19 protein-coding genes are annotated in these 18,615 nt (G+C 58.9%); 3 read left to right on the top strand and 16 right to left on the bottom strand.

Annotation, left to right across the window (positions count from 1 at the left end; all coding sequences use genetic code 11):
* The first annotated feature begins 152 nt into the window (after window positions 1-152).
* Both GF423_RS06060 and porX read left to right on the top strand, forming a co-directional pair.
* On the top strand, window positions 153-1,790 hold the full coding sequence (locus tag GF423_RS06060) for a helix-turn-helix domain-containing protein (RefSeq protein WP_154327511.1): 1,638 nt from the start codon (window positions 153-155) through the stop codon (window positions 1,788-1,790).
* 173 nt (window positions 1,791-1,963) lie between these two features.
* Window positions 1,964-3,508 (top strand): T9SS response regulator signal transducer PorX, encoded by a 1,545-nt coding sequence (porX, locus tag GF423_RS06055; RefSeq protein ID WP_154327510.1) that lies wholly within the window; start codon window positions 1,964-1,966, stop codon window positions 3,506-3,508.
* 116 nt (window positions 3,509-3,624) lie between these two features.
* On the opposite strand, the gene GF423_RS06050 is transcribed toward porX, so the two are convergent.
* The 10 genes from GF423_RS06050 to glsA all read right to left on the bottom strand — a co-directional run bounded on the left by GF423_RS06050 (window position 3,625) and on the right by glsA (window position 12,844).
* Window positions 3,625-4,062, bottom strand: a complete 438-nt coding sequence (locus GF423_RS06050; protein ID WP_154327509.1) for an NUDIX domain-containing protein — start codon at window positions 4,060-4,062, stop codon at window positions 3,625-3,627.
* 52 nt (window positions 4,063-4,114) lie between these two features.
* Entirely contained in the window at window positions 4,115-4,582 is a 468-nt protein-coding gene (locus GF423_RS06045) for a hypothetical protein (RefSeq protein ID WP_154327508.1), read from the bottom strand.
* Between the two features lie 2 nt (window positions 4,583-4,584).
* Window positions 4,585-5,736, bottom strand: coding sequence for a methylmalonyl Co-A mutase-associated GTPase MeaB (gene meaB / locus GF423_RS06040; protein WP_154327507.1), 1,152 nt, complete (start codon window positions 5,734-5,736; stop codon window positions 4,585-4,587).
* Window positions 5,737-5,795: 59 nt separating this feature from the next.
* The gene (locus GF423_RS06035; protein WP_154327506.1) at window positions 5,796-6,923 is read right to left on the bottom strand and encodes a DUF1573 domain-containing protein; all 1,128 of its coding nucleotides are present in this window, start codon (window positions 6,921-6,923) and stop codon (window positions 5,796-5,798) included.
* Window positions 6,920-7,312: a DUF1573 domain-containing protein gene (locus GF423_RS06030; RefSeq protein WP_154327505.1), complete on the bottom strand. Its 393-nt coding sequence runs from the start codon at window positions 7,310-7,312 to the stop codon at window positions 6,920-6,922. The genes GF423_RS06035 and GF423_RS06030 overlap by 4 nt, the downstream gene beginning before the upstream one ends.
* Before the next feature lie 318 nt (window positions 7,313-7,630).
* Complete coding sequence (gene tyrS / locus GF423_RS06025) at window positions 7,631-8,923, bottom strand: tyrosine--tRNA ligase (RefSeq protein WP_154328990.1); 1,293 nt, start codon at window positions 8,921-8,923, stop codon at window positions 7,631-7,633.
* Window positions 8,924-9,022: 99 nt separating this feature from the next.
* The gene (locus tag GF423_RS06020) at window positions 9,023-9,454 is read right to left on the bottom strand and encodes a hypothetical protein (protein WP_154327504.1); all 432 of its coding nucleotides are present in this window, start codon (window positions 9,452-9,454) and stop codon (window positions 9,023-9,025) included.
* Window positions 9,451-10,992, bottom strand: a complete 1,542-nt coding sequence (locus tag GF423_RS06015) for a capsule assembly Wzi family protein (RefSeq protein ID WP_154327503.1) — start codon at window positions 10,990-10,992, stop codon at window positions 9,451-9,453. Before GF423_RS06015 ends, GF423_RS06020 begins: the two co-directional genes overlap by 4 nt.
* Window positions 10,993-11,032: 40 nt before the next feature.
* Window positions 11,033-11,971 carry a glycine N(alpha)-acyltransferase GlsB gene (gene glsB / locus GF423_RS06010; protein ID WP_154327502.1) on the bottom strand — a complete coding sequence of 313 codons (939 nt, stop codon included), beginning with the start codon at window positions 11,969-11,971 and terminating at the stop codon, window positions 11,033-11,035.
* 27 nt (window positions 11,972-11,998) lie between these two features.
* A complete protein-coding gene (gene glsA, locus GF423_RS06005) occupies window positions 11,999-12,844 on the bottom strand; it encodes a 1-acyl-sn-glycerol-3-phosphate acyltransferase (protein WP_235911799.1) in 846 nt (281 codons plus the stop codon).
* Window positions 12,845-12,966: 122 nt separating this feature from the next.
* Between glsA and GF423_RS06000 the strand changes: the two genes are divergently transcribed.
* Window positions 12,967-14,430, top strand: a complete 1,464-nt coding sequence (locus GF423_RS06000; protein ID WP_154327501.1) for a hypothetical protein — start codon at window positions 12,967-12,969, stop codon at window positions 14,428-14,430.
* 52 nt (window positions 14,431-14,482) lie between these two features.
* On the opposite strand, the gene pyrH is transcribed toward GF423_RS06000, so the two are convergent.
* The 6 genes from pyrH to GF423_RS05970 form a co-directional block, all read right to left on the bottom strand.
* Window positions 14,483-15,211 (bottom strand): UMP kinase, encoded by a 729-nt coding sequence (gene pyrH, locus GF423_RS05995; protein WP_154327500.1) that lies wholly within the window; start codon window positions 15,209-15,211, stop codon window positions 14,483-14,485.
* 182 nt (window positions 15,212-15,393) lie between these two features.
* Window positions 15,394-16,095: a tetratricopeptide repeat protein gene (locus GF423_RS05990; protein WP_154327499.1), complete on the bottom strand. Its 702-nt coding sequence runs from the start codon at window positions 16,093-16,095 to the stop codon at window positions 15,394-15,396.
* Window positions 16,096-16,325: 230 nt separating this feature from the next.
* Entirely contained in the window at window positions 16,326-17,000 is a 675-nt protein-coding gene (locus GF423_RS05985; protein ID WP_154327498.1) for a porin family protein, read from the bottom strand.
* Between the two features lie 45 nt (window positions 17,001-17,045).
* Window positions 17,046-17,699 carry a hypothetical protein gene (locus GF423_RS05980; protein WP_154327497.1) on the bottom strand — a complete coding sequence of 218 codons (654 nt, stop codon included), beginning with the start codon at window positions 17,697-17,699 and terminating at the stop codon, window positions 17,046-17,048.
* A gap of 33 nt (window positions 17,700-17,732) precedes the next feature.
* On the bottom strand, window positions 17,733-18,266 hold the full coding sequence (locus GF423_RS05975) for a hypothetical protein (protein WP_154327496.1): 534 nt from the start codon (window positions 18,264-18,266) through the stop codon (window positions 17,733-17,735).
* Complete coding sequence (locus tag GF423_RS05970) at window positions 18,263-18,463, bottom strand: RHS repeat-associated core domain-containing protein (RefSeq protein WP_154327495.1); 201 nt, start codon at window positions 18,461-18,463, stop codon at window positions 18,263-18,265. Before GF423_RS05970 ends, GF423_RS05975 begins: the two co-directional genes overlap by 4 nt.
* Between the last annotated feature and the right edge of the window lie 152 nt (window positions 18,464-18,615).

The following is an 18,615-nucleotide window of genomic DNA, read 5'->3' as shown; positions in this document are numbered from 1 at the left end:
TTTTCAACCTCTTGGGCGTGTCTAATTTCAAGGAAACAGAACATAAAAGAAACGTTGTCCTCCTCGTCGGGGTCGAAAAAAAAGGAAATCGGCATGAAATATTTTAGTAACTTTTTTAGTAACTTTACGAGTGTATTCAAAGATTGCTACTCATGCGACACACCATAATATATATATTGTCATTGCTATTTCTTGTTGCGACGCGTGGCTATGCGGCAGGGGCCGCCTTCGGCACAAGGGAGTTTAAGAAATACAACGTCATGCCCACCGAGCGCCTTTTGAACTTGGGCAAGCACTATCTCGATGTGCGGCACAAGCCCGATTCGGCATTGGTGTGCTACACCATCATAGCCAACAGGTATAGAAAAAAAACGGGCAGCAAGGCCGAAATGCGGTGCTATGCACTTGCCCTAAACAATTTGGGCTATCTCTACGGGTGCTACTATCTTGACTTTGAACACGCCTACGACTATCTCTCGCAGGCGGTGGCGGTAAGCAAGAAATACCGCATCGACGACAATCTCGCCTATGCCTATGTGAACCTGGCTGGCATATATTCCAGCCGCAGCGAGCTGCTGGGCATAGGCGACAGCGAGAATCAAATACAGAAATACTGCCGCCTGGCCTTTGACGAAGCCGTGAGGCAGAAGCAATGGGATGTGGCAAGCGCAAGTTTCCTCAATCTGTTTACATCGTTTTCCGAAGCGGGTTCAGCAGGCAAGATACAGGATGATCTCCGGCGGTTCCTAAGCATTCCCGCTCTGAGACACGACCCGCTGTCGAAGTTTGTTTATGACGACTATCGGGGCACGTTGGCCTACAACAGGGGGGCATACCGGGAAGCTTTGGCCACGTTCAGGCAGCAACTGCGCGATGCCGACGCCGTGAAGTCGGTGACAATGAACTGCAGGGTGCTGGCGCTCTGGAATATATATGAAGTCTATCACAAGACAAAGCAATGGGACGAGGCAATGCACATCCTTGACCGACTTGAGGAATATGCCTCGCAATATGCCGACGCCGCCACCCACAACAAGGTTTTGCAACACAAGTCGGACCTGTATCGCGAACGTGGGGAGACGGCCTTGGCCACTCACTACGACTACCTGTATTTGAAATCAAAAGACAGTCTGCTCACAAGGAGCAATGCCGACCGCATGGAGCGCTCGGTTTTCGTACACGAGCTTTCAAGGGTGAACACCCAGCTTGCCGAGAGCAATGCCCGGCACCACCAGATGGTGATGGCCGTGCTGGTGTTGCTGGCTTTCATCATTGTCATTGCCGTGGCGCTGGTGGTGAACATACGCGGGCTGCGCAAGCAGAAGGCCTATGTGAGAAAACTCTATGAGAAAAATGTGGAGCTGCTGGAGCACAAGAGCGCAATTGCGACCGCCGCGCAATCGGGCCTCAATCGCGCGGCGGGGCTCAGCGAGGACCTGAAGAGTTCGCTGCTGGAGCACATAGACCAGACGATCAACAACCCTGAAATCTTCTGTGCGCAAGACTTCTCTCTGCATCAACTGGCCACACTTGTGGAGTCGAACGACAAATATGTGTCGCATGTCATCAACGAGCGGTATCGCAAGAACTTCAAGCAGCTTCTCAATGAGGCGCGTGTGGCCGAGGCCTGCAGGCGGCTTGGTGACCAGGAGCACTATGGCCACCTCACCATTGCGGCTATTGCCAACGATGTGGGCTTCGGGTCGCGGTCTAATTTTGCCTTGGCTTTCAAGCGCGTCACGGGCATCTCGCCTTCCGATTATCTTCGCCAGGCGCACCACAAGGGCTAAGGCCGCCAGCCCCCGCCAGCCCTGCCGCACATGCCACGCCATTTTTTCGCTGTGGCTGGGCGTGCGGGGGTATTGCAGGGGGAGGAATTATGGGTTAACTTTGCAGGCGGGCGGGCCGATGCGCCAGCAGGGCCGCCTGAGGTGTAAAACAAATCAAAGAGCACAGAAAGACTATGAGCAAAGAACAGATATTGTGGGCCGACGACGAGATCGACTTGCTGAAACCACACATTTTGTTTCTCAACAACAAGGGCTACGAGGTGACCACGGTGACCAACGGCCGCGATGCGCTCGACTTGCTGCAGTCGCAAAACTTCGACTTGATCATTCTCGACGAGAACATGCCGGGCATAAGCGGCCTGGAGGCCTTGCAGCAGATAAAGATTGCACAGCCCAACGTGCCGGTGATCATGATCACCAAGAGCGAGGAGGAGAACATCATGAACCAGGCCATAGGCAGCGAGATTGCCGACTACTTGATAAAGCCGGTCAACCCCATGCAGATATTGCTGTCGATAAAGAAGAACCTGCACAGCAGCGACCTGGTGGCCGAGAAGGTGCAGAGCGACTACCAGCAGGAGTTCATGCGCATAAGCCAGATGATCAACATGGCGGCCACGATCGACGACTGGTATGAGGTGTACAGCACGCTCGTGCGCTGGGAGCTGTCGCTCTCCAATGCCGACACGGGCATGGTCGACTTGCTGCATGCCCAGAAGGTGGAGGCCAACAGCGCCTGGGCCAAGTTTGTGCGTCGCAACTATGAGAAATGGGTCACTACCGACACGCACCCGCTCATGAGCCACGAGATATTCAAGACGCAACTGCTGCCCCTGCTCGACAACCAGGAGAAGGTGTGCTTTGTAGTGATCGACAACTTCCGCCTCGACCAGTGGAAGACGATAAGCCCCCTGCTGAGCGACTACTTCAACGTGGAGAGCGAGGCGCTCTACACCACCATCCTGCCCACGGCCACGCAATATGCCCGCAACGCCATTTTCTCGGGCCTGATGCCTATCGACATCGAGCGCATGTTTCCCGACCTGTGGGTCGACGAGGATGAGGACGAGGGCAAGAACCTGAACGAGGCGCCGCTCATACAGACGTTTTTCGACCGCTACCGACGCCGCTTCAAGTTCTCCTACAACAAGATGAACGACACGGCTGCCGGCGAGCACCTGGTGCAGAATTTTTCCCAGCTCGACAACTACGACCTGAATGTGCTGGTGTTCAACTTTGTCGACATCTTGTCGCACGCCCGCACCGAGAGCAAGATGATACGCGAGCTGGCCAACGACGACGAGGCCTACCGCCGTCTCACCGAGACGTGGTTTCGCAACAGCTATGCCCTCGAGATTTTCAAGCTCATCGCCCGCAAGGGGTGGAAGGTGGTGCTCACAACCGACCACGGCACCGTGCGCGTGGAAAATGCCATCAAGGTGGTGGGCGACAAGAACACCAACACCAACCTGCGCTACAAGGTGGGCAAGAACCTGAGCTACAACCCCAAGCAGGTGTATGAAATAAAACAGCCCAAGCGCTACGGGCTGCCGCTGCTCAACGTGTCGTCGACCTACATTTTTGCGTCTAACCGCGACTTTTTTGCCTATCCCAACAACTACAACTACTACGTGCAGTATTACACCGACACCTTCCAGCACGGCGGCATCTCGATGGAGGAAATGCTCGTGCCGCTGGTCACACTCACGGCCAAGTAGAGGAAGGGGGCGGCACCCCCGCCGCACTGTGCTGTGGAGCCACATGGTTTTGCCCAATAGCGGCGGGTGAGCGCAATATTTTTTTGTCCCTTACCCTCCCCCTGTGCGGCGTGGCGCTATAGCATTGCGGCCACGTCGCGCAGTATCTGGGCATGGTCGAAGGCCAACTCGGGCAGCTCGGTGAGCTTGAACCAGCGGGCCTTGCTGGCGTCGTCGCCGGCCTGGGGCTCGACGCGCTTGTCGACGTAGGCCAGAAACACGATCGATATCACGCGGCCGCGCGGGTCGCGGTCGGGCTTGGTGTAGGCGCCCAGCTGCATGAGCTGGCCCGCGGCGATGCCCGTCTCCTCCTTGAGCTCGCGGCGGCAGGCGGCAGGGGCGTCCTCGTCGATGTTGATAAAGCCGCCAGGCAGTGCCCAGCAGCCCTTGTAGGGCTCGTGGCCGCGCTCAACGAGCAGCACTTGCATCTGTCCGCCGTCGGGCGAGAGCAGCACGCAGTCGGTCGTGACTGCGGGACGTGGATACTTGTAGCAATATTTCTTGTCGTCGTCCATAGTGGTGTTGTTGCTTTTTTGGTGTGTGTATATATATAGGTTAATGCCAGGCTCACTTCTCGTTGTAGTAGAAGGTGTATTGCTGCTGGCTCACGGGCTTGTCGAGCACCACGGCCACATAGGGGGTGATGGTGTAGGACTGCTTCTCGCCCTTCTCTACCTTGTAGTTGAAGATGATGGCGTCGCCGTTTTGCAGCACGCTCACTGGATACATGCGCGTGGCGCGGTCGGTCGACGGGTTGATCACGGCCAGCACATACTGGGTGCCCCAGTTCACGACGGTGGCTTGCCCGTTGGGGCTCATGGTGGCCGCCTCGCCGAAGTAGCGGCTAAATTCCTCTTCGGTGGTGAACACGTGGCGATAAGGCTGCTTGACCGAGACGGTGTTGCTCACATAGTAGTTCTGGAGTTCGGTATAGCCCATGGGCACGGCGTCGGCCTCGAGCTTGCGGGTTGTCGAGCAATTGGCACACAGCAGTATCACTGCCAGCAGTGCCACGATATGCATCAGTCGGTTCATAATCAATCTGTTTTTTTTAGTTTGTCGAAATAAAATTTCAATATGTCGCCAGCGGCCACAAACGACGACTGCTTGTTGTCGAGCACCATGCGCTGCTTGATGCGCAGCAGGTCGTCGATTTCGGGGTCGTTGTAGAAGTTGCTTTTGAGTTGCTCGTTGATGGTCTCATACATCCAGTACTTCTCTTGCTGGCGGCGGCGCTCCTGGAAGTAGCCGTTGCGGTCCACAGCCTGGAAGTAGTCGTCGATGATGTGCCACAGCGTGTCGATGTTGAGGTTGTAGTAGCCCGAGTAGGTCGTGACCTTGGGCTCGACGCCGCTGGGAGGCAGGGGATAGAGGTGGAGGGCATTCTGGAACTCGGCGGCCTGAATCTTGGCGCGGTCCACGTTGTCGCCGTCGGCCTTGTTGATGGCGATGGCGTCGGCCATCTCCATGATGCCGCGCTTGATGCCTTGCAGCTCGTCGCCGGCGCCGGCAATCTGAATGAGCAGGAAGAAGTCGACCATCGAGTGCACGGCGGTCTCGCTCTGGCCCACGCCCACGGTCTCGACAAAGATGTGGTTGTAGCCGGCGGCCTCGCACAGCACTATCGTCTCGCGGGTCTTGCGTGCCACGCCGCCCAGCGAGCCGGCCGATGGCGAAGGGCGAATGAAGGCGCGGGGATGTATCGAGAGTTTCTCCATGCGGGTCTTGTCGCCCAGTATCGAGCCCTTGGAGCGCTCGCTGCTGGGGTCGATGGCCAGCACGGCCAGCTTGTCGGCGGGGTTGCGGTCGAGCAGGTAGGTGCCGAAGACGTCGATCGAGGTGCTCTTGCCGGCGCCGGGCACGCCGGTGATGCCTATGCGGCGGCTCTTGCCCGCATAGGGCAGGCACTTTTCGATCACTTCCTGGGCCACGGCTTGCTTCTCGGGCAGCAGGCTCTCGACCAGGGTCACTGCCTGCCCCAGAATGGTGGTGTCGCCCTTGCGCAGGCCCTCGACATAGTCGGCGGCCGTGAGCTGCGGCCTGTGCTTGCGGTGTTTCAGGTAGGGGTTGATCACGGGTGGCTGCTCGATGCCTGCGTTCACTTGCAGGCCGCTGTAGCAGGCCTCGTTCTCGGGGTGTTCGACCTGTGGATTCTCGTCGGTGTGCTTGATGATTTTTGTTGTGCTCATTTCGATTGTTGATGTAGTTAAGAGGTTTCTTTTTGCTTGTGATTGTGCTTGCACCCGTTTCAGTGCACGATGCCCACGAGCCGCACCAGCGACTGCGGGGTGTAGGGGTCGTTGGTGATGACGTTGAGGCTCGTGTTCACCACCGTGCCGCGGCGCCGGCTGGGGTCGAGGCGCAAGGTGACGGTGGCCGTGCGCCCCCGCTTGATCTCGGCCTGGTCGCAAGTGGCCGTGATGCCCTCGCCGCCGGGCACAAAGAGCCGCCGCAGCTTGAGCGCGTGGCGGCCGGTGTTCTTGACCTGCAACGTGCGCTCGACCGCACCCGTGCCTGCCGCCACGTCGCCAAAGTCGACCTTGGTGGCCGAGAGCTCCACTACGGGGGCCTGGCGCCGCTGCTTGTCGCCCAGGCGCGAGAAGTCCTCTTTCACGTTGCACATCACGCTCACCTTGGCAGCGCCGCTCGTGGCTGTCGACGTGGCGTGCAGCGGTGTGGCCAGCACGCTCAGCGTGTCGATGTTGAGCCCCCACAGCCTGGCTTGGGCCGTGCGGTAGTAGACCGAGATGATAAAGAGGCCGCCAGGCTCGACGGTGTCGGGCACGGCGTGGGCCGAGATGGTGGCAGGCATGTCGCGGCCCAGGCTCACGAGCATGGTGTCGGGGGCGGTGTTGTAGCCGCTTATGTAGGCATCGGTGGCCTTGCCCTTGTAGATCTCGCCCAGCGGCAAGTTGCCCGTGCTCAGGCGCAGCGGCCCCACGGCAAAGGGGTAGGTGTCGCTCACGGTCTCGGGCGTGCCTATGACCTTGCCCTTGATGGTGAGCACCGTCTTGCGCGGCCGCCCGCTGGTGTAGACCAGCACCTTCTTCTCAAACTGGCCTGGAATGTGGCGGGCGTTGTAGGTGAGCGTGACGCTGCCAGTGTCGCCAGGCTGCATCACCTCGTGGCTGTATTGGGCCACAGTGCAGCCGCAGTTGGGCTGCACGCGGGTGATGACCATGGCCGAGTCGCCCGTGTTCACCACGCGCATGGTGCAGGTCACGGTGTTGAGCTCCTCCTTGAAGGTGCCGAAGTCGTGCACCTGCTCTACCCACGTGGGCACGCCCTGCCCCCATGCGGCCGGCAGCCACAGCGCCAGCGCCAGCACTGCCACAGTGCAGCGCAGCAACTCGTGTAGCTCGATGCTTCGTTTCATTTCTTGCCTCGTGGTATCACAGTGCCCGAGATCACAAGCAGGGTGCGCTTCTCGCGGCCGTTGGTCTTCACTTTTATGATTTTTTCAAAGGCTCCCGGCCGCCCGTAGGGGCTGTAGGTGACCTGGATCTTGCCTTTCTTGCCAGGCTTGATGGGCCGCGTCGAGTACTCGGGCCGCGTGCAGCCGCACGAGGCCGTGACCTGCACGATGATGAGCGGCTTGGTGCCCTTGTTCTCGAGCTCGAAGGTGTAGGACACAGGACCCTTCTCCTCCTTGATGTACCCAAAGTCGTGCAGGCGCACCGGGAAGTAGGCCTGGGCATAGCCCTGGGCCAGCGACATGATGCTGAAGGCCAGGGCGATGACAATCGTTGTGAGAATACGCTTCATGTTATCCTTGTTTTTGGGCAAAATTACAAATAAAAACCCGACTTTCTCCCATCGCGACTATTAATAGATGTAAACACGCCCCTGCCGCCGTGCGGGCCACCGCGCAAGGGTCGCGTGCCAAGCCATGCCCCGCCGCCAGCCCGCCCATTCTTCACCCACAAAATGCCAGGGGACTAATGGTGGCACGTGACGCGAGACTCCCGTGGCAGCGGGGTGTGAAATCAAAAGCGAGGGAGGCTCCCGTGGGTGGGGCACTCCCTCGCTGTGTGTTGTGGCGGGCTGTCGTGCTGCCGCCTGGCAGCACGCTGGCGGCTGTGGCTACTTGGCGATGAGCAGGTAGTAGTTTTTCTTGCCGCGCTGGGCCAGGATGTACTTGCCGTTGAGCAGGTGGCTGGCGTCGATAGTGGCGTTGGGGTCGGTGAGTTTCTCCTTGTTGATGCTCACGCCGCCGCCCTGTGTCATCTTGCGCATTTCGCCCTTGCTGGAGAAGACGGCGGCCTCGTCGGTGAGCAGCTGGATGGCGGGGATGCCGGCCGAGAGGCGGTCGCGACTCACCTCAAACTGCGGCACGCCCTCGAAGACGCTGAGCAGCGTGGCCTCGTCGATCTTGTGCAGGATGTCGTTGGCCTTGTTGCTGAAGAGGATTTGCGAGGCCTCGACTGCGGTCTCGTAGTCCTGGGCGCTGTGCACCATGGTGGTGATTTCCTTGGCCAGGCGCTTCTGCAGGGGGCGCTGGCCGGGGTCGGCGGCCTGTTGCTGCTCGAGGGCGGCGATGTCGTCTTGGGTGAGGTCGGTGAAGATTTTGATATACTTGGCAGCATCGGCGTCGCTCACGTTCACCCAGAACTGGTAGAACTTGTAGGGCGAGGTGCGCTTGGGGTCGAGCCACACGTTGCCGCCCTCGGTCTTGCCAAACTTGGTGCCGTCGGCCTTGGTGATCAGGGGGCAGGTGATGGCATAGGCCTCGCCGCCGTCCATGCGGCGTATGAGCTCGGTGCCGGTGGTGATGTTGCCCCACTGGTCGCTGCCGCCCATCTGCAGCTTGCAGCCCTCGGCGCGGTACAGGTGCAGGAAGTCGTAGCCCTGCAACAGCTGGTAGGAGAACTCGGTGAACGACATGCCGTGGTCGGCGTTGGCGGCCAGGCGCTTCTTGACCGAGTCCTTGGCCATCATGTAGTTGACGGTGATGTGCTTGCCAATGTCGCGTATGAACTGCAGGAAGCTGTAGTTTTTCATCCAGTCGTAGTTGTTGACCAGGATGGCGTGGTTGGGGGCGTCGCTGTCGAAGTCGAGAAACTTGGCCAGCTGGCGGCGTATGCACTCCTGGTTGTGGCGCAGGGTGGGCTCGTCGATGAGCACGCGCTCTTGCGACTTCATCGAGGGGTCGCCTATCATGCCGGTGGCGCCGCCTATGAGGGCGATGGGCCGGTGGCCGGCGCGCTGGAAGTGCTTGAGCATCATGATGCCCACCAGGTGGCCTATATGCAGTGAGTCGGCCGTGGGGTCGATGCCCACGTAGGCCGATGTCATCTCGCGGTTGAGTTGTTCGTCGGTGCCTGGCATGATGTTGTTGATCATGCCACGCCATTCAAGTTCTTTTACAAAGTTGATTTTATTATCCATCGATTGAATGATAAACGTTTAGTTGTGAATTGTTTCCAATATTGTTGCGGTGTGCAAAGTTACGACTTTGGGGCGAAAAAAGCAACACTATACCACTTTCTTGAGCGTGTAGCGGTAGCTCGCGCCCTGGGCCACTGTCGAGAGCACGATGCGCTGGTGGCTCTTGTGCTCGATGGTGAAAGTGGTGGTCGCGCCCAGGCCTGGCAGGGCGAGCGGCTGCGCGTCGGGGTTGACAAAGCGCATGGTGATGGTGCCCTGGCCCTCGCTCCAGTTGCCGTAGCTCTCGGCGCTGTCGTAGCGGTCGTTGCGCCAGCTCAAGCGCACCACTTCGCCCTGGAACTGGAAGAAGAAGTCGCCTGCGATAGTGGTCACTGGCTTGCCCTGGGCCTCGACGCTCTCCACGTGCCAAGTGCCCCACCAGGGGCTCACGTCGCCGCCGTTGTGGGTGCACGACTGGGTTGCCCACCCGGCAGCGAGCACCACGAGGGTGCACAGTAGTGTATGGAGTAATGCTTTCATCGTTTCTTGAAGTTTAGGTTGCCGTGATAGGTGATCGATACCAGGGCGCCGGCGTTGTCGCCGTAGAGCTTGCCCAGGTCGCAGGCAAACTGTGCCTTGAGGGTGAGCTGGCGCATCCATGCGGGCACGATCACGGTCTCGACCAGCAGCGAGGTGCAGCCGGCTCCCTCGACGCGAGGCAGGAAGGGCGTGCCCCAAGCGCGGCGGTAGCTGGCCAGGGCACGGTAGCCAATGCCTGGCGCCACGGTGCCCGCGATGCCCAAGTGCAGACCGCGCATCTGGGTGTCGAGATAGCCCATGTAGCCGTTGGTGTTGTAGAGGGGTGCCTTCACAAAGGGCGACCCTATCGACATGCCGTGGCTGGCATAGCCGTTGTAGGCATAGTTGTTGTAGTAGTTGTCGGCGCCGGTGGCCTGGCCTGTGAGCTGGTTGCCCTCGTGGTCGGCCGGGTTGAAGTGGATGGGGCCGCTCTGGTTGGTGAGCTCTACCCACTCGAGCACCACGCCCTCGACAGGGCCGCTGTGGCCGGCGCGGTACTCGATGCCCCACAGGCCGTCGAAGCCGTTCTGGAAGCCGATGCCGCTGCCGTCTTCCCACAGGCGCTCGTGGTAGGCGCGCAGGCGGGCTTCGCGGGGCAGGCGGCACTCCAGGGCCACGTCCCACGAGCCCACGTGGTTGCCCTCGACAAAGGTGTCGCCCGCGTTGCCGCCGCCGCTGCCGGGTATCATGCTGCGAAAGATGGCCTTCATGTCGCTTTTCATCTTGACGCGCCCGGTCTCGATGCCGTGGTCATATTTCACCTGGGTGCCGCCAAACTGGTAGGCGGCCTGCATGCCGAAGGTCACCACCACGGGCTGGTCGGGGCGGGTGCGGAAGTGGGCATACTTGTAGTTGAACCACGTGCCGGTGGTCAAGAAGTTGTTGTAGTAGTTGTAGTGGTGCTTGAGCCACTGGCTGTCGCCCGTGCGCCAGTAGCCCACCTGCCCGCACAGCTGGAGCCAGCCGTGGGTGAAGGGCACGGGCTGGAAGTCGACAAAGCCCACGTTGACGCCGCCGCCCAGGCGCGCGTTGCCGCTCATCACCATGTCGCCGCTCGACAGGGCTGGGTTCACCACTGGCGAGGTGAGCGTCTTGGCTCCCAGCGTGGCCCTCACCGAGCGGTACTTGCCCTCGATGTAGAGTTGCTGCACCCACAGGCGGGCCGGGTGCTGGCTGTTGTTGTAGAAGAGGTCGCCGGCCACGCTGTAGCGGTCGTAGTCGGCACTCGAGCTGTAGCCTGCCCATGCCTCGGCGCCGAAGCCCCACGACACGCGCCGGGCCGTGTCGAGCTCGTGCACGGCGCTGGCAAATGCCAGCGTGCCGTATTGCTGGGTGAGCGTGCCGCCGCGGTTGGAGGCGATGTAGTAGGGGGCCAGGTGGCTGCTGCCGGCATTCACGGTCACGCCAGCCTCATAGTCGATGCCTCCTTGTGCGGCCGTGGCCAGGGTGCTGGTCATGGCTGCCGCGAGCAGTGCGAGTGTGTTGAGTCTCAGTTTCATCGGTAGCTGTTGGGTAGTGTGTCGCAGGCCTGTGCGCACGCTACATGCTGTCTTTTATGTAGGTGTCGATGTGGCGGCTTTTCTTCTGGTTGGCAATCTCGTCGATTTTGAAGAAGATGCCGCTCTCCTCCACCTCGCCAAACTCGTGGTTGATGGCTGTGCCAAACATGCGCATCTTGGGCGACAGGCTCATGTAGGCATTCACCAGCGGAGGGATGTTGATGCCGTGGTCGCGTATGTAGGCGTTGAGCCGCCGGTAGTCCTCTTTGAAGTCGTTGCCGGCGAAGAACGACTCCAGCTCTTGCTCGTCGGCATTGGTCTCGAGCGGGTCGATGGGCCGCACCAGCACGTCGGGGTCGGGGAAGTAGAGGTTGAGGAAGGCCAGCAGCAGGTTGCGGCAGTCGTGCCGGTAGGCGGGATACATGGTCATCTTGCCCATGAGGTATTTCATCTCGGGGTGCACCACGGTGAGCGCGCCCAGGCCGTCCCACAGGTTGTCGAGGGCAAAGATGGCCTTCACGCCGGCGTGGGTCGACTGGTACTCGGGGCGCACAAACGATCGGCCCAGCTCTATGGTCACGGGCAGGTAGTCGCGCATGAAGGCGGGCGAGAACCTGAACATGTGCCCCATGGCTATGCGGGGCGAGCCGTCGGCATTGGTCTTGATGTCGTTGCCGGCGATAAAGCGGTAGGCACCTATGATTTCGCGCTTGTGCGGGTTCCACACCAGCAGCTGCCGGCACGGCGGAGCCATGAGGTCAAACTCGTCGATGTCGCAGGCCTTGCCCGTGCCGCCGCCCGAGGCCCTGAACGAAATCTCGCGCAGGCGCCCTATCTCGCGCATCGTGTGGGGGGCGCACTTGGCGTCGACAACATAGATCACGTTGTCGGCCTTGTTGGTGCGGCGCAGGAAGCGCTCGGGTGTGAGCTCTTGCTCGATGAGGGCTGGGTCGACAGGATCAATAATTTTTTCAACCATCTTGCTGTGATGTATATGTGTCATTTACTATTCCTTTTCCTTGGCGGGCCTGAGCCCGTAGGTCATGCTGCACAGGCGGCGCGCTTCCTGCGCCGGGTGCCTGGCATCGAGCGACTGCCACGGCACGGGCTGCCCCACATAGATCTTGAAGTTGCTGCCGCGGCACTTGAACATCTCGCCGGGCAGATACACCATCTCGTAGTTGAACTTGAGGCCCAGCCGCTTGCGCCAGCGCGCCAGCCGGTAGAAGAAACCCGAGTTGCGCCCGTCGAAGTACAGGGGCACCACGTCGCGGTGGCTGTGCAGGGCGTGGGTCACCACCATCTTGTGCCACTCCAGGTCGTGAATCTCGCCGCTGCCCGTCATGCGCGAGCACAGCCCGGCCGGGAAGGTGATCATCTGGTTGTCGCCCTGGTACTGGCGCTCGATTTCGACTGCGGCCAGGCGGCTCTGGCGCCCGTACTTGTTGACGGGCAGGAAGATGCCTTGCAGGGGCTTCACGGCCATGAGCAGGTCGTTGACCAGGAAGCGTATGTGCCCGTCGTACTTGTGGCCCAGCACCGAGATGAGCGACAGCCCGTCGAGGCCGCCCAGCGGGTGGTTGCTCACAAAGATGTAGCGCCCCTGGCTGGGCACGTTGTGGCCGCCCACCAGGGTGGCCGTGACTTGCAGGTCGCTCAGGGCGGCATCGGCAGCCTCCACGCCGCCCGGCTGGGCCGTCATGTGCTGCAAGATGGCGTTGAGCTCGTCTTGGTGAATGGTGCGCTTGAGCCAGCCCGTCAGCCACTTTGGAATGTGCCGGTAGTACCGGGGCATGCGCTTGCGCAACACCTCATCCACATCGATACGCATCATTTCCTTGTCGCTCGTCATGATTTCCTGTGAAGTAGACTAAGCAAAGATAGGAAATATTGGCCACACTGCAATCAACATTGCATGAAACTTTGGCAAGATACCGAATAAAAGCATTACTTTTGTGTCAAATTATGTACTTGATGGAAAAAATCACCGCCACTCCCTCGCCGCGCCTGCGCCGTGGGCTGCTCTTGCTCGAGCTGCTATCGCTTGCCGTGGCCGCGGTGCTCACCTGGCGATACTTCGCCATGCCCGACGCCGCCCGCATCGTTGCAGCCATGGCCGTGGGCTATGCCGTGCCGCGTGCCGTGTTGTCGCGCTCGCGCCACTGCTCCACGGGCAGCCTTGTGCTGCTCTATGTGGTGGGTGCAGGGCTCATGGCTTTTGCAGTCTACAACATGTGGTCGTGGACTGTGCACGCCGGGCGCCCCCTCGATGCTCCCCACATCTTGAGCGACGGCGGCAAGTACTATAAGTGTGCCTTGCACTACTACGACGGCAGCGTGCCGCCCCAGCGCAATGTGCACTACTACGGGCTGCCGGCCATGATCTACCTCACGTGGAAGCTGCTGGGCGTGAGCCTGGTGTGGCCCATGGCGGTGAACTACATGCTCACGTTGCTCTCGATGGTGGTGTTCGGGTTCATGGCGTGCCGCCTGTTGGCCGGCCGCCTCGAGAGCGGCGGCCGCCAGGTCATGCTGCTGGCCATGCTGCTCATGGCGCTGTCTACCTACATGCTCTCGCAGGGGGCGCTCTTGCAGAAGGAGGCGCTCAACTACATGGGCATGGCCATGGTGGGCTATGTGCTCTCGGGCCTGGCCCGGAGCGAGACCTTGCACGGCGCAAAGCTCTGGCGCGAGACGCTTGTGTTCTTTCTGGGTGCCGGCATGCTCATTTCCACGCGCGGCACCATGGCCTATTTTGTGGCGGCGGGCATCGTGCTGGCCGTGGCCCATGACTGGCGGCGCAACTGGCGGCGCGGCGGGGCGCTGCTGCTCATCACCCTGGTGCTCTTTGTGCTGGGCACCGAGGTGTTTGCCCGCGAGGCCTACTTCTACCACCAGGTGCGCACCCTGGTCAACACCACCCGCAGTGCCGACCGCATGAGCGAGATGTACATTGTGGGCCCCTCGCAGCAGCCCTTGCGCGCGGTGCTGGGCGACTACTTCTACCACCCGCTGTGGCTCAAGGTGCTGCTCACCCCCGTCACGGCCACGGCGCTCTACCTGGTGCCCTTCCCCTGGCTCAGGGGCGACTACAGCGTGCTCAACATCTTGTCGCGCACCACCTGCACGTGGTATGCCGTGGGCGGGCTGTCGCTGTTCTACTTCCTGTTTATGAGCTGGCGGCGTGCTCGCTCGCTGGGCTGGCTGGCGCTGTGGCCTGTGGCGTGCTTCCTGGCTGTGGCCTATGCCACCGGCGGCTCGGTGGCGCGCTACACGCTGCCGCTGCAACCGCTGTTTGTGGTGATCGCCGTCTATGTGCTGTGCCAGTGGCGCGACAAGAAAATGCGTCACGCGCTGTGCACCTTTGCGGCAGTCTATGCCCTCGTGCTGGCGGTGACGCTGTGTGTGTGCCACTACGTGCAGATGCAGTACATGTAGCCCTGTCTGTCTCTGCGCTGCGGGCGTGGCGTGAGAAGAAAAACGATAGCTTTTACCGGCCGGTGTTGTCCTGGTACACGACGGTGCCGCACGGCTCGCCGCTCACCACCTTGCGCAGGTTGCCCTTCACGTCCATGTTGAACACGTGTATGGGCAGGTTGTTTTCCTTGCACATGATGGTGGCCGTCATGTCCATCACTTTCAGCCCGCGGCGGTAGATCTCGTCGTAGGTGATGCGGTCAAACTTGGTGGCCGTGGGGTCTTTCTCGGGGTCGGCCGTGTAGATGCCGTCGACGCGCGTGCCCTTGAGCATCACGTCGGCCCCCACCTCGATGCCGCGCAGGGCCGAGCCCGTGTCGGTGGTGAAAAACGGGTTGCCCGTGCCGCACGACATGATGGCTACCTTGCCCTGCTGCATGGCCTCGATGGCACGCCACTTGCTGTACTGCTCGCCTATGGGAAACATGCCCACGGCTGTGAGCACCTGCGAGGGCTGCCCCACGGCGTCGAGGCCGCTCGAGAGGGCCAGCGAGTTGATCACCGTGGCCAGCATGCCCATGTAGTCGCCTTTCACGCGGTCGACACCCTGGGCGGCGCCCTTGAGGCCGCGGAAGATGTTGCCGCCGCCTATCACGACAGCCACCTCGACGCCAGCGTCGACGATTTCCTTGATTTGCTCGCTATAGTCGGCCACGCGCTGCTGGTCGATGCCGAAGCCCTGCTCGCCTGCCAGCGACTCGCCGCTGAGCTTGAGCAGAATGCGCTTGTAGATTGTCTTCATTGCTTTGTTTTGCTTTGATGGTTTGATGATGATGTTGTGTTGTTTCTTTTGCAGTGGCAAAGATACGGCTTTTCCAGGCAAAAAGCATAAAAAAAAGGCCGGACAATGTGGTGTGCAGTTGTCCAGCCTCTTGAAAAATTATAATATATATACTTGAATGATATCGCCGCTCAGGCGCACGATCACTTGCCGGCAAGAGCCTTGGCACGCTCGATGTACTTGTCGAGGTTGATGCGGTTCTGCAGCGCGTAGGTGGGGAACTGCTGCTTCATGTCTTCATACACCTTGAGCTCGTCGGCATATTTTGCGTTGGCGTGCAGCACAGTGGCCTTCTTGAGCATGAACACCGGCGTGTAGTTCTCGTTGTCGCCGGCGAGCTTTATGGCCTCGTCATAGGCGCTGAGTGCCTCGTTGTAGTATTGCTTGCCTCCCTTGGCCTGGCTCTTGTTGACATAGCAGTCGCCCTCGAGCGACTTCATGGCCGGGCCGGCCACGTCACCCTCGGGTTTGCTCTTCTTCAAGTACTTGAGTGCCTCATCGTACTTGCCCTTCTGGAACAGGATGGTTGCGGCCATCTGGGCGGCGCGGTTGGCGGGCCCGAAGCTGTTGCGCTCGGCCACGCGCTTGTAGAGCGTGAGGGCGCTGTCGGGGTTGTTGTACATGAGCAGCTGTATGTCGGCCTTGCCTATCTCCTTGTTGCCCTTCTCGATGGCACTGCTGCGATACCACAGGTATCCGCCCACGGCCAGGATGACCACCGCCACTGCGATGAGCGCATAGTAGATGTATTTCTGATTGTTCTCCAACTTTTGCTCGATTGACGAGAGGGAATCATTGATGCCTTCTACCGAGGTGCGAGCACTACCTTTTGTCTTGTTTGCCATATCTTGCTTTGTAATTTACTTAGATTAAAGATATAAGTCTTTTTTTCTTTCAACCTGCAGCCATGCGAGAGCACCGCGCCGCCTGCCAGTGTGGCTTGTGCGGCATTGCTCTTTCACATTTTAGCAAATTCGGTTGCAAAATTAATCGATATTCTCAAGATTTAAAAGCAAAAAGCCCACATTTTTTCAAAAATCGGTCTAAATTCTTGCCGCTCTCGGCGCCCTGTCGCTCAGAAGCGGTAGCCCACCGAGAGCTGGAGGTTCTGGATGCGGTCGTCGTAGTTGCGGTTGCCCGCCTGCGGCATGTACTCGTCGATGTCGATGCCTTTCATCACCTTTATCAAGCTCAGGTTGTAGCGGGCCTGCACCAGCAGGCGCGGCGTGACGCACCACGTGAGGCCTGCCGAGGCACTCAAGTCCCAGGCCTCAAACGAGCGCCCCACCTTGTCGACCTGCACATCGCCCATCTTCAGGTGGTTTTGCGCCGCTATGCCCAGCTGCGGGCCCAAGTCGATGCTCAAGCGTGGCGTGACGTAGAACTTGGCCAGCACTGGCAGCTCAAAGTAGATGGCGTTGAGCGTGATGTCTTTGTCGAGCTTCACGCCCTGCTCGTCGGCCTCCATCACCTCGTCGATGTTGTCGATCTTCTTGGGGTCGAACTTGGCGCCCTGGAAGCTCATGTACATTTCCACGGCCATGCCCCAGCGTGGCGCCATGCGGTACTCGTAGCCTGCCCCGAAGTGGAACCCCGGCTTCATGCCGTGGGGCATCTCGCCCATCACGTAGTTCGACATGTTGAAGCCCGCCTTCAAGTAGGCTCCCAGGCTCTCGCCGGCCTTGGTGGCCGGCACGCTTGCCAGCAGCAGCATTGCCGCCAGCAGCAGTCGTTTGGCAGTTTTCGTCATTTTTGTTTCAGTGTTTGTTAGTTATTATTGGTAGTGTTGCATGCCTCAGTATATACGTTTTTTCCTATACCATTTACTCGTGATTTTGCATTTTTTGTAGTTATACACAAACTTGTGGGAAGTCAGGTAGTTTGCTTTATTATTGTCTACAAAGAATCGGCGTGTTACCTGAGGAGAGGCTGAGTAACCCAGCATCAACCCGTCGGGCAACATGTCGTTGAACCAATACAGCCACCCATTGTACTTTGTGAAGCCCGCAGATATGCAGTCGCGGATGCCATCAATATTGAAATAAATCTCACAAATTGAATCGTTGTAAACGCGACACGAAACCATAATATAGTGGCTGTCGTCGTCTTGGTGGTTGGCTTTCAGCCGTTGGGCCTGCTTGTCGGTTTTGTCGCTAAATATGAAGTTGTGGATTTCTCTCAGCAACAATTGATCCACCTTCACTTCAGGTATTTCGGCGGTGAAGGTGACGGCATAAAGATCGATTTCATAGGTGCCCTGGGAGAGGCAATTGATGTGGCTGCACAACAAAATAACCATTGCGACAGCAGTTTTTATACAAGTCAATTTCATGTTGCATTTTTTTTTGAAAACATCTGTAATGAGCCATAGGTCGCTGTTGCTGGCAGGACCTGATGTAATGGGCTGGTCACATACATGTGAACCAGCAATTTCATGTTCAAGTTGCATGGCCTTGAGTCTCGGCACCGGCGATACCGCAGCTCAGTATTTTGCCGTGGCACACTTGTGCAGAAACTTCCTGTTTTTGTAGTCATATACAACTCTGTAAGGGAAAATGTCGGCAAACTGGTAGTTGCTTATGTGGAACTTGCGGGTTGTGGGAGGAGATGTGGTGTAGCCCCGCATCAAGCCCCCGGGCAGCATGGTGTTGAACCAATACAGCCACCCCCGGTATTTTGTGAAGCCTGTTGACATTCGAGCGCGCCAGCCATCAAAACTGTAATCCATTACACAGATTGAATCATTTTTTACATTGCAATATATAGAAATTGGGTTTTTCTCGTCACCATTTGTGTGGACCGACTTTTCCCATTGGGCATACTTTTCGGTTGTGTCTTCGAGCATGTAGTTGTGAATGTCTTCCAAAAAAGTACTGTCGACATTCAACTCTGGCACCACGACCGTAAAGGTGTCGATATAATCGTCGGGATTGTAGATGCCGCTCGAGTGGCACAGGCCGTGGCTGCACATGGCAAGCGCTGCCACACACACGAGTCTAATATATGCAAGTTTCATGTTCTGCTTTCTCTGTTTGATTTGTCAATAAGTAGAATATACTGCGTCGTTTGACGTATAGATTTGTTTTTCTCGGCCAGGGGGTCGATGGTGGTGAAGTGCATGACCACGGGGTCGTAGAGCCGCGCCCTCGTGTGCGTCACTACCGTGTCGCGCCCCGTGCCCTTGTCGTGCGATGTGGTGGGTGAAACATTCATGTGGTTGAGAAGGTTTTGCTTGTTTCTGATTTACACACCCTAAAGCTAATGAAAAATTCCAATTTTACCCCTCCCATGTAGATATTTTTACCACTATTTGCGTGGTTTGGAACAGCAATTGTTGCCAGCCGGCCGTGGCGGGCGTGGGGCTT

The sequence above is a fragment of the Sodaliphilus pleomorphus genome, from assembly GCF_009676955.1.
Taxonomy (GTDB): Bacteria; Bacteroidota; Bacteroidia; order Bacteroidales; family Muribaculaceae; genus Sodaliphilus; species Sodaliphilus pleomorphus.
Note: the sequence above shows the minus strand (reverse complement) of the source record. Positions and strands in the feature narration are given on the sequence as shown.

Excerpts from the sequence above, each read along its gene's own strand:
- GF423_RS06060 (WP_154327511.1), top strand. The coding sequence starts at position 153 with ATGCGACACACCATAATATATATATTGTCATTGCTATTTCTTGTTGCG.
- porX (WP_154327510.1), top strand. The coding sequence starts at position 1,964 with ATGAGCAAAGAACAGATATTGTGGGCCGACGACGAGATCGACTTGCTG.
- GF423_RS06050 (WP_154327509.1), bottom strand. The coding sequence starts at position 4,062 with ATGGACGACGACAAGAAATATTGCTACAAGTATCCACGTCCCGCAGTC.
- GF423_RS06045 (WP_154327508.1), bottom strand. The coding sequence starts at position 4,582 with ATGAACCGACTGATGCATATCGTGGCACTGCTGGCAGTGATACTGCTG.
- meaB (WP_154327507.1), bottom strand. The coding sequence starts at position 5,736 with ATGAGCACAACAAAAATCATCAAGCACACCGACGAGAATCCACAGGTC.
- GF423_RS06035 (WP_154327506.1), bottom strand. The coding sequence starts at position 6,923 with ATGAAACGAAGCATCGAGCTACACGAGTTGCTGCGCTGCACTGTGGCA.
- GF423_RS06030 (WP_154327505.1), bottom strand. The coding sequence starts at position 7,312 with ATGAAGCGTATTCTCACAACGATTGTCATCGCCCTGGCCTTCAGCATC.
- GF423_RS06020 (WP_154327504.1), bottom strand. The coding sequence starts at position 9,454 with ATGAAAGCATTACTCCATACACTACTGTGCACCCTCGTGGTGCTCGCT.
- GF423_RS06015 (WP_154327503.1), bottom strand. The coding sequence starts at position 10,992 with ATGAAACTGAGACTCAACACACTCGCACTGCTCGCGGCAGCCATGACC.
- glsB (WP_154327502.1), bottom strand. The coding sequence starts at position 11,971 with ATGGTTGAAAAAATTATTGATCCTGTCGACCCAGCCCTCATCGAGCAA.
- glsA (WP_235911799.1), bottom strand. The coding sequence starts at position 12,844 with ATGACGAGCGACAAGGAAATGATGCGTATCGATGTGGATGAGGTGTTG.
- GF423_RS06000 (WP_154327501.1), top strand. The coding sequence starts at position 12,967 with ATGGAAAAAATCACCGCCACTCCCTCGCCGCGCCTGCGCCGTGGGCTG.
- pyrH (WP_154327500.1), bottom strand. The coding sequence starts at position 15,211 with ATGAAGACAATCTACAAGCGCATTCTGCTCAAGCTCAGCGGCGAGTCG.
- GF423_RS05990 (WP_154327499.1), bottom strand. The coding sequence starts at position 16,095 with ATGGCAAACAAGACAAAAGGTAGTGCTCGCACCTCGGTAGAAGGCATC.
- GF423_RS05985 (WP_154327498.1), bottom strand. The coding sequence starts at position 17,000 with ATGACGAAAACTGCCAAACGACTGCTGCTGGCGGCAATGCTGCTGCTG.
- GF423_RS05980 (WP_154327497.1), bottom strand. The coding sequence starts at position 17,699 with ATGCAACTTGAACATGAAATTGCTGGTTCACATGTATGTGACCAGCCC.
- GF423_RS05975 (WP_154327496.1), bottom strand. The coding sequence starts at position 18,266 with ATGAAACTTGCATATATTAGACTCGTGTGTGTGGCAGCGCTTGCCATG.
- GF423_RS05970 (WP_154327495.1), bottom strand. The coding sequence starts at position 18,463 with ATGAATGTTTCACCCACCACATCGCACGACAAGGGCACGGGGCGCGAC.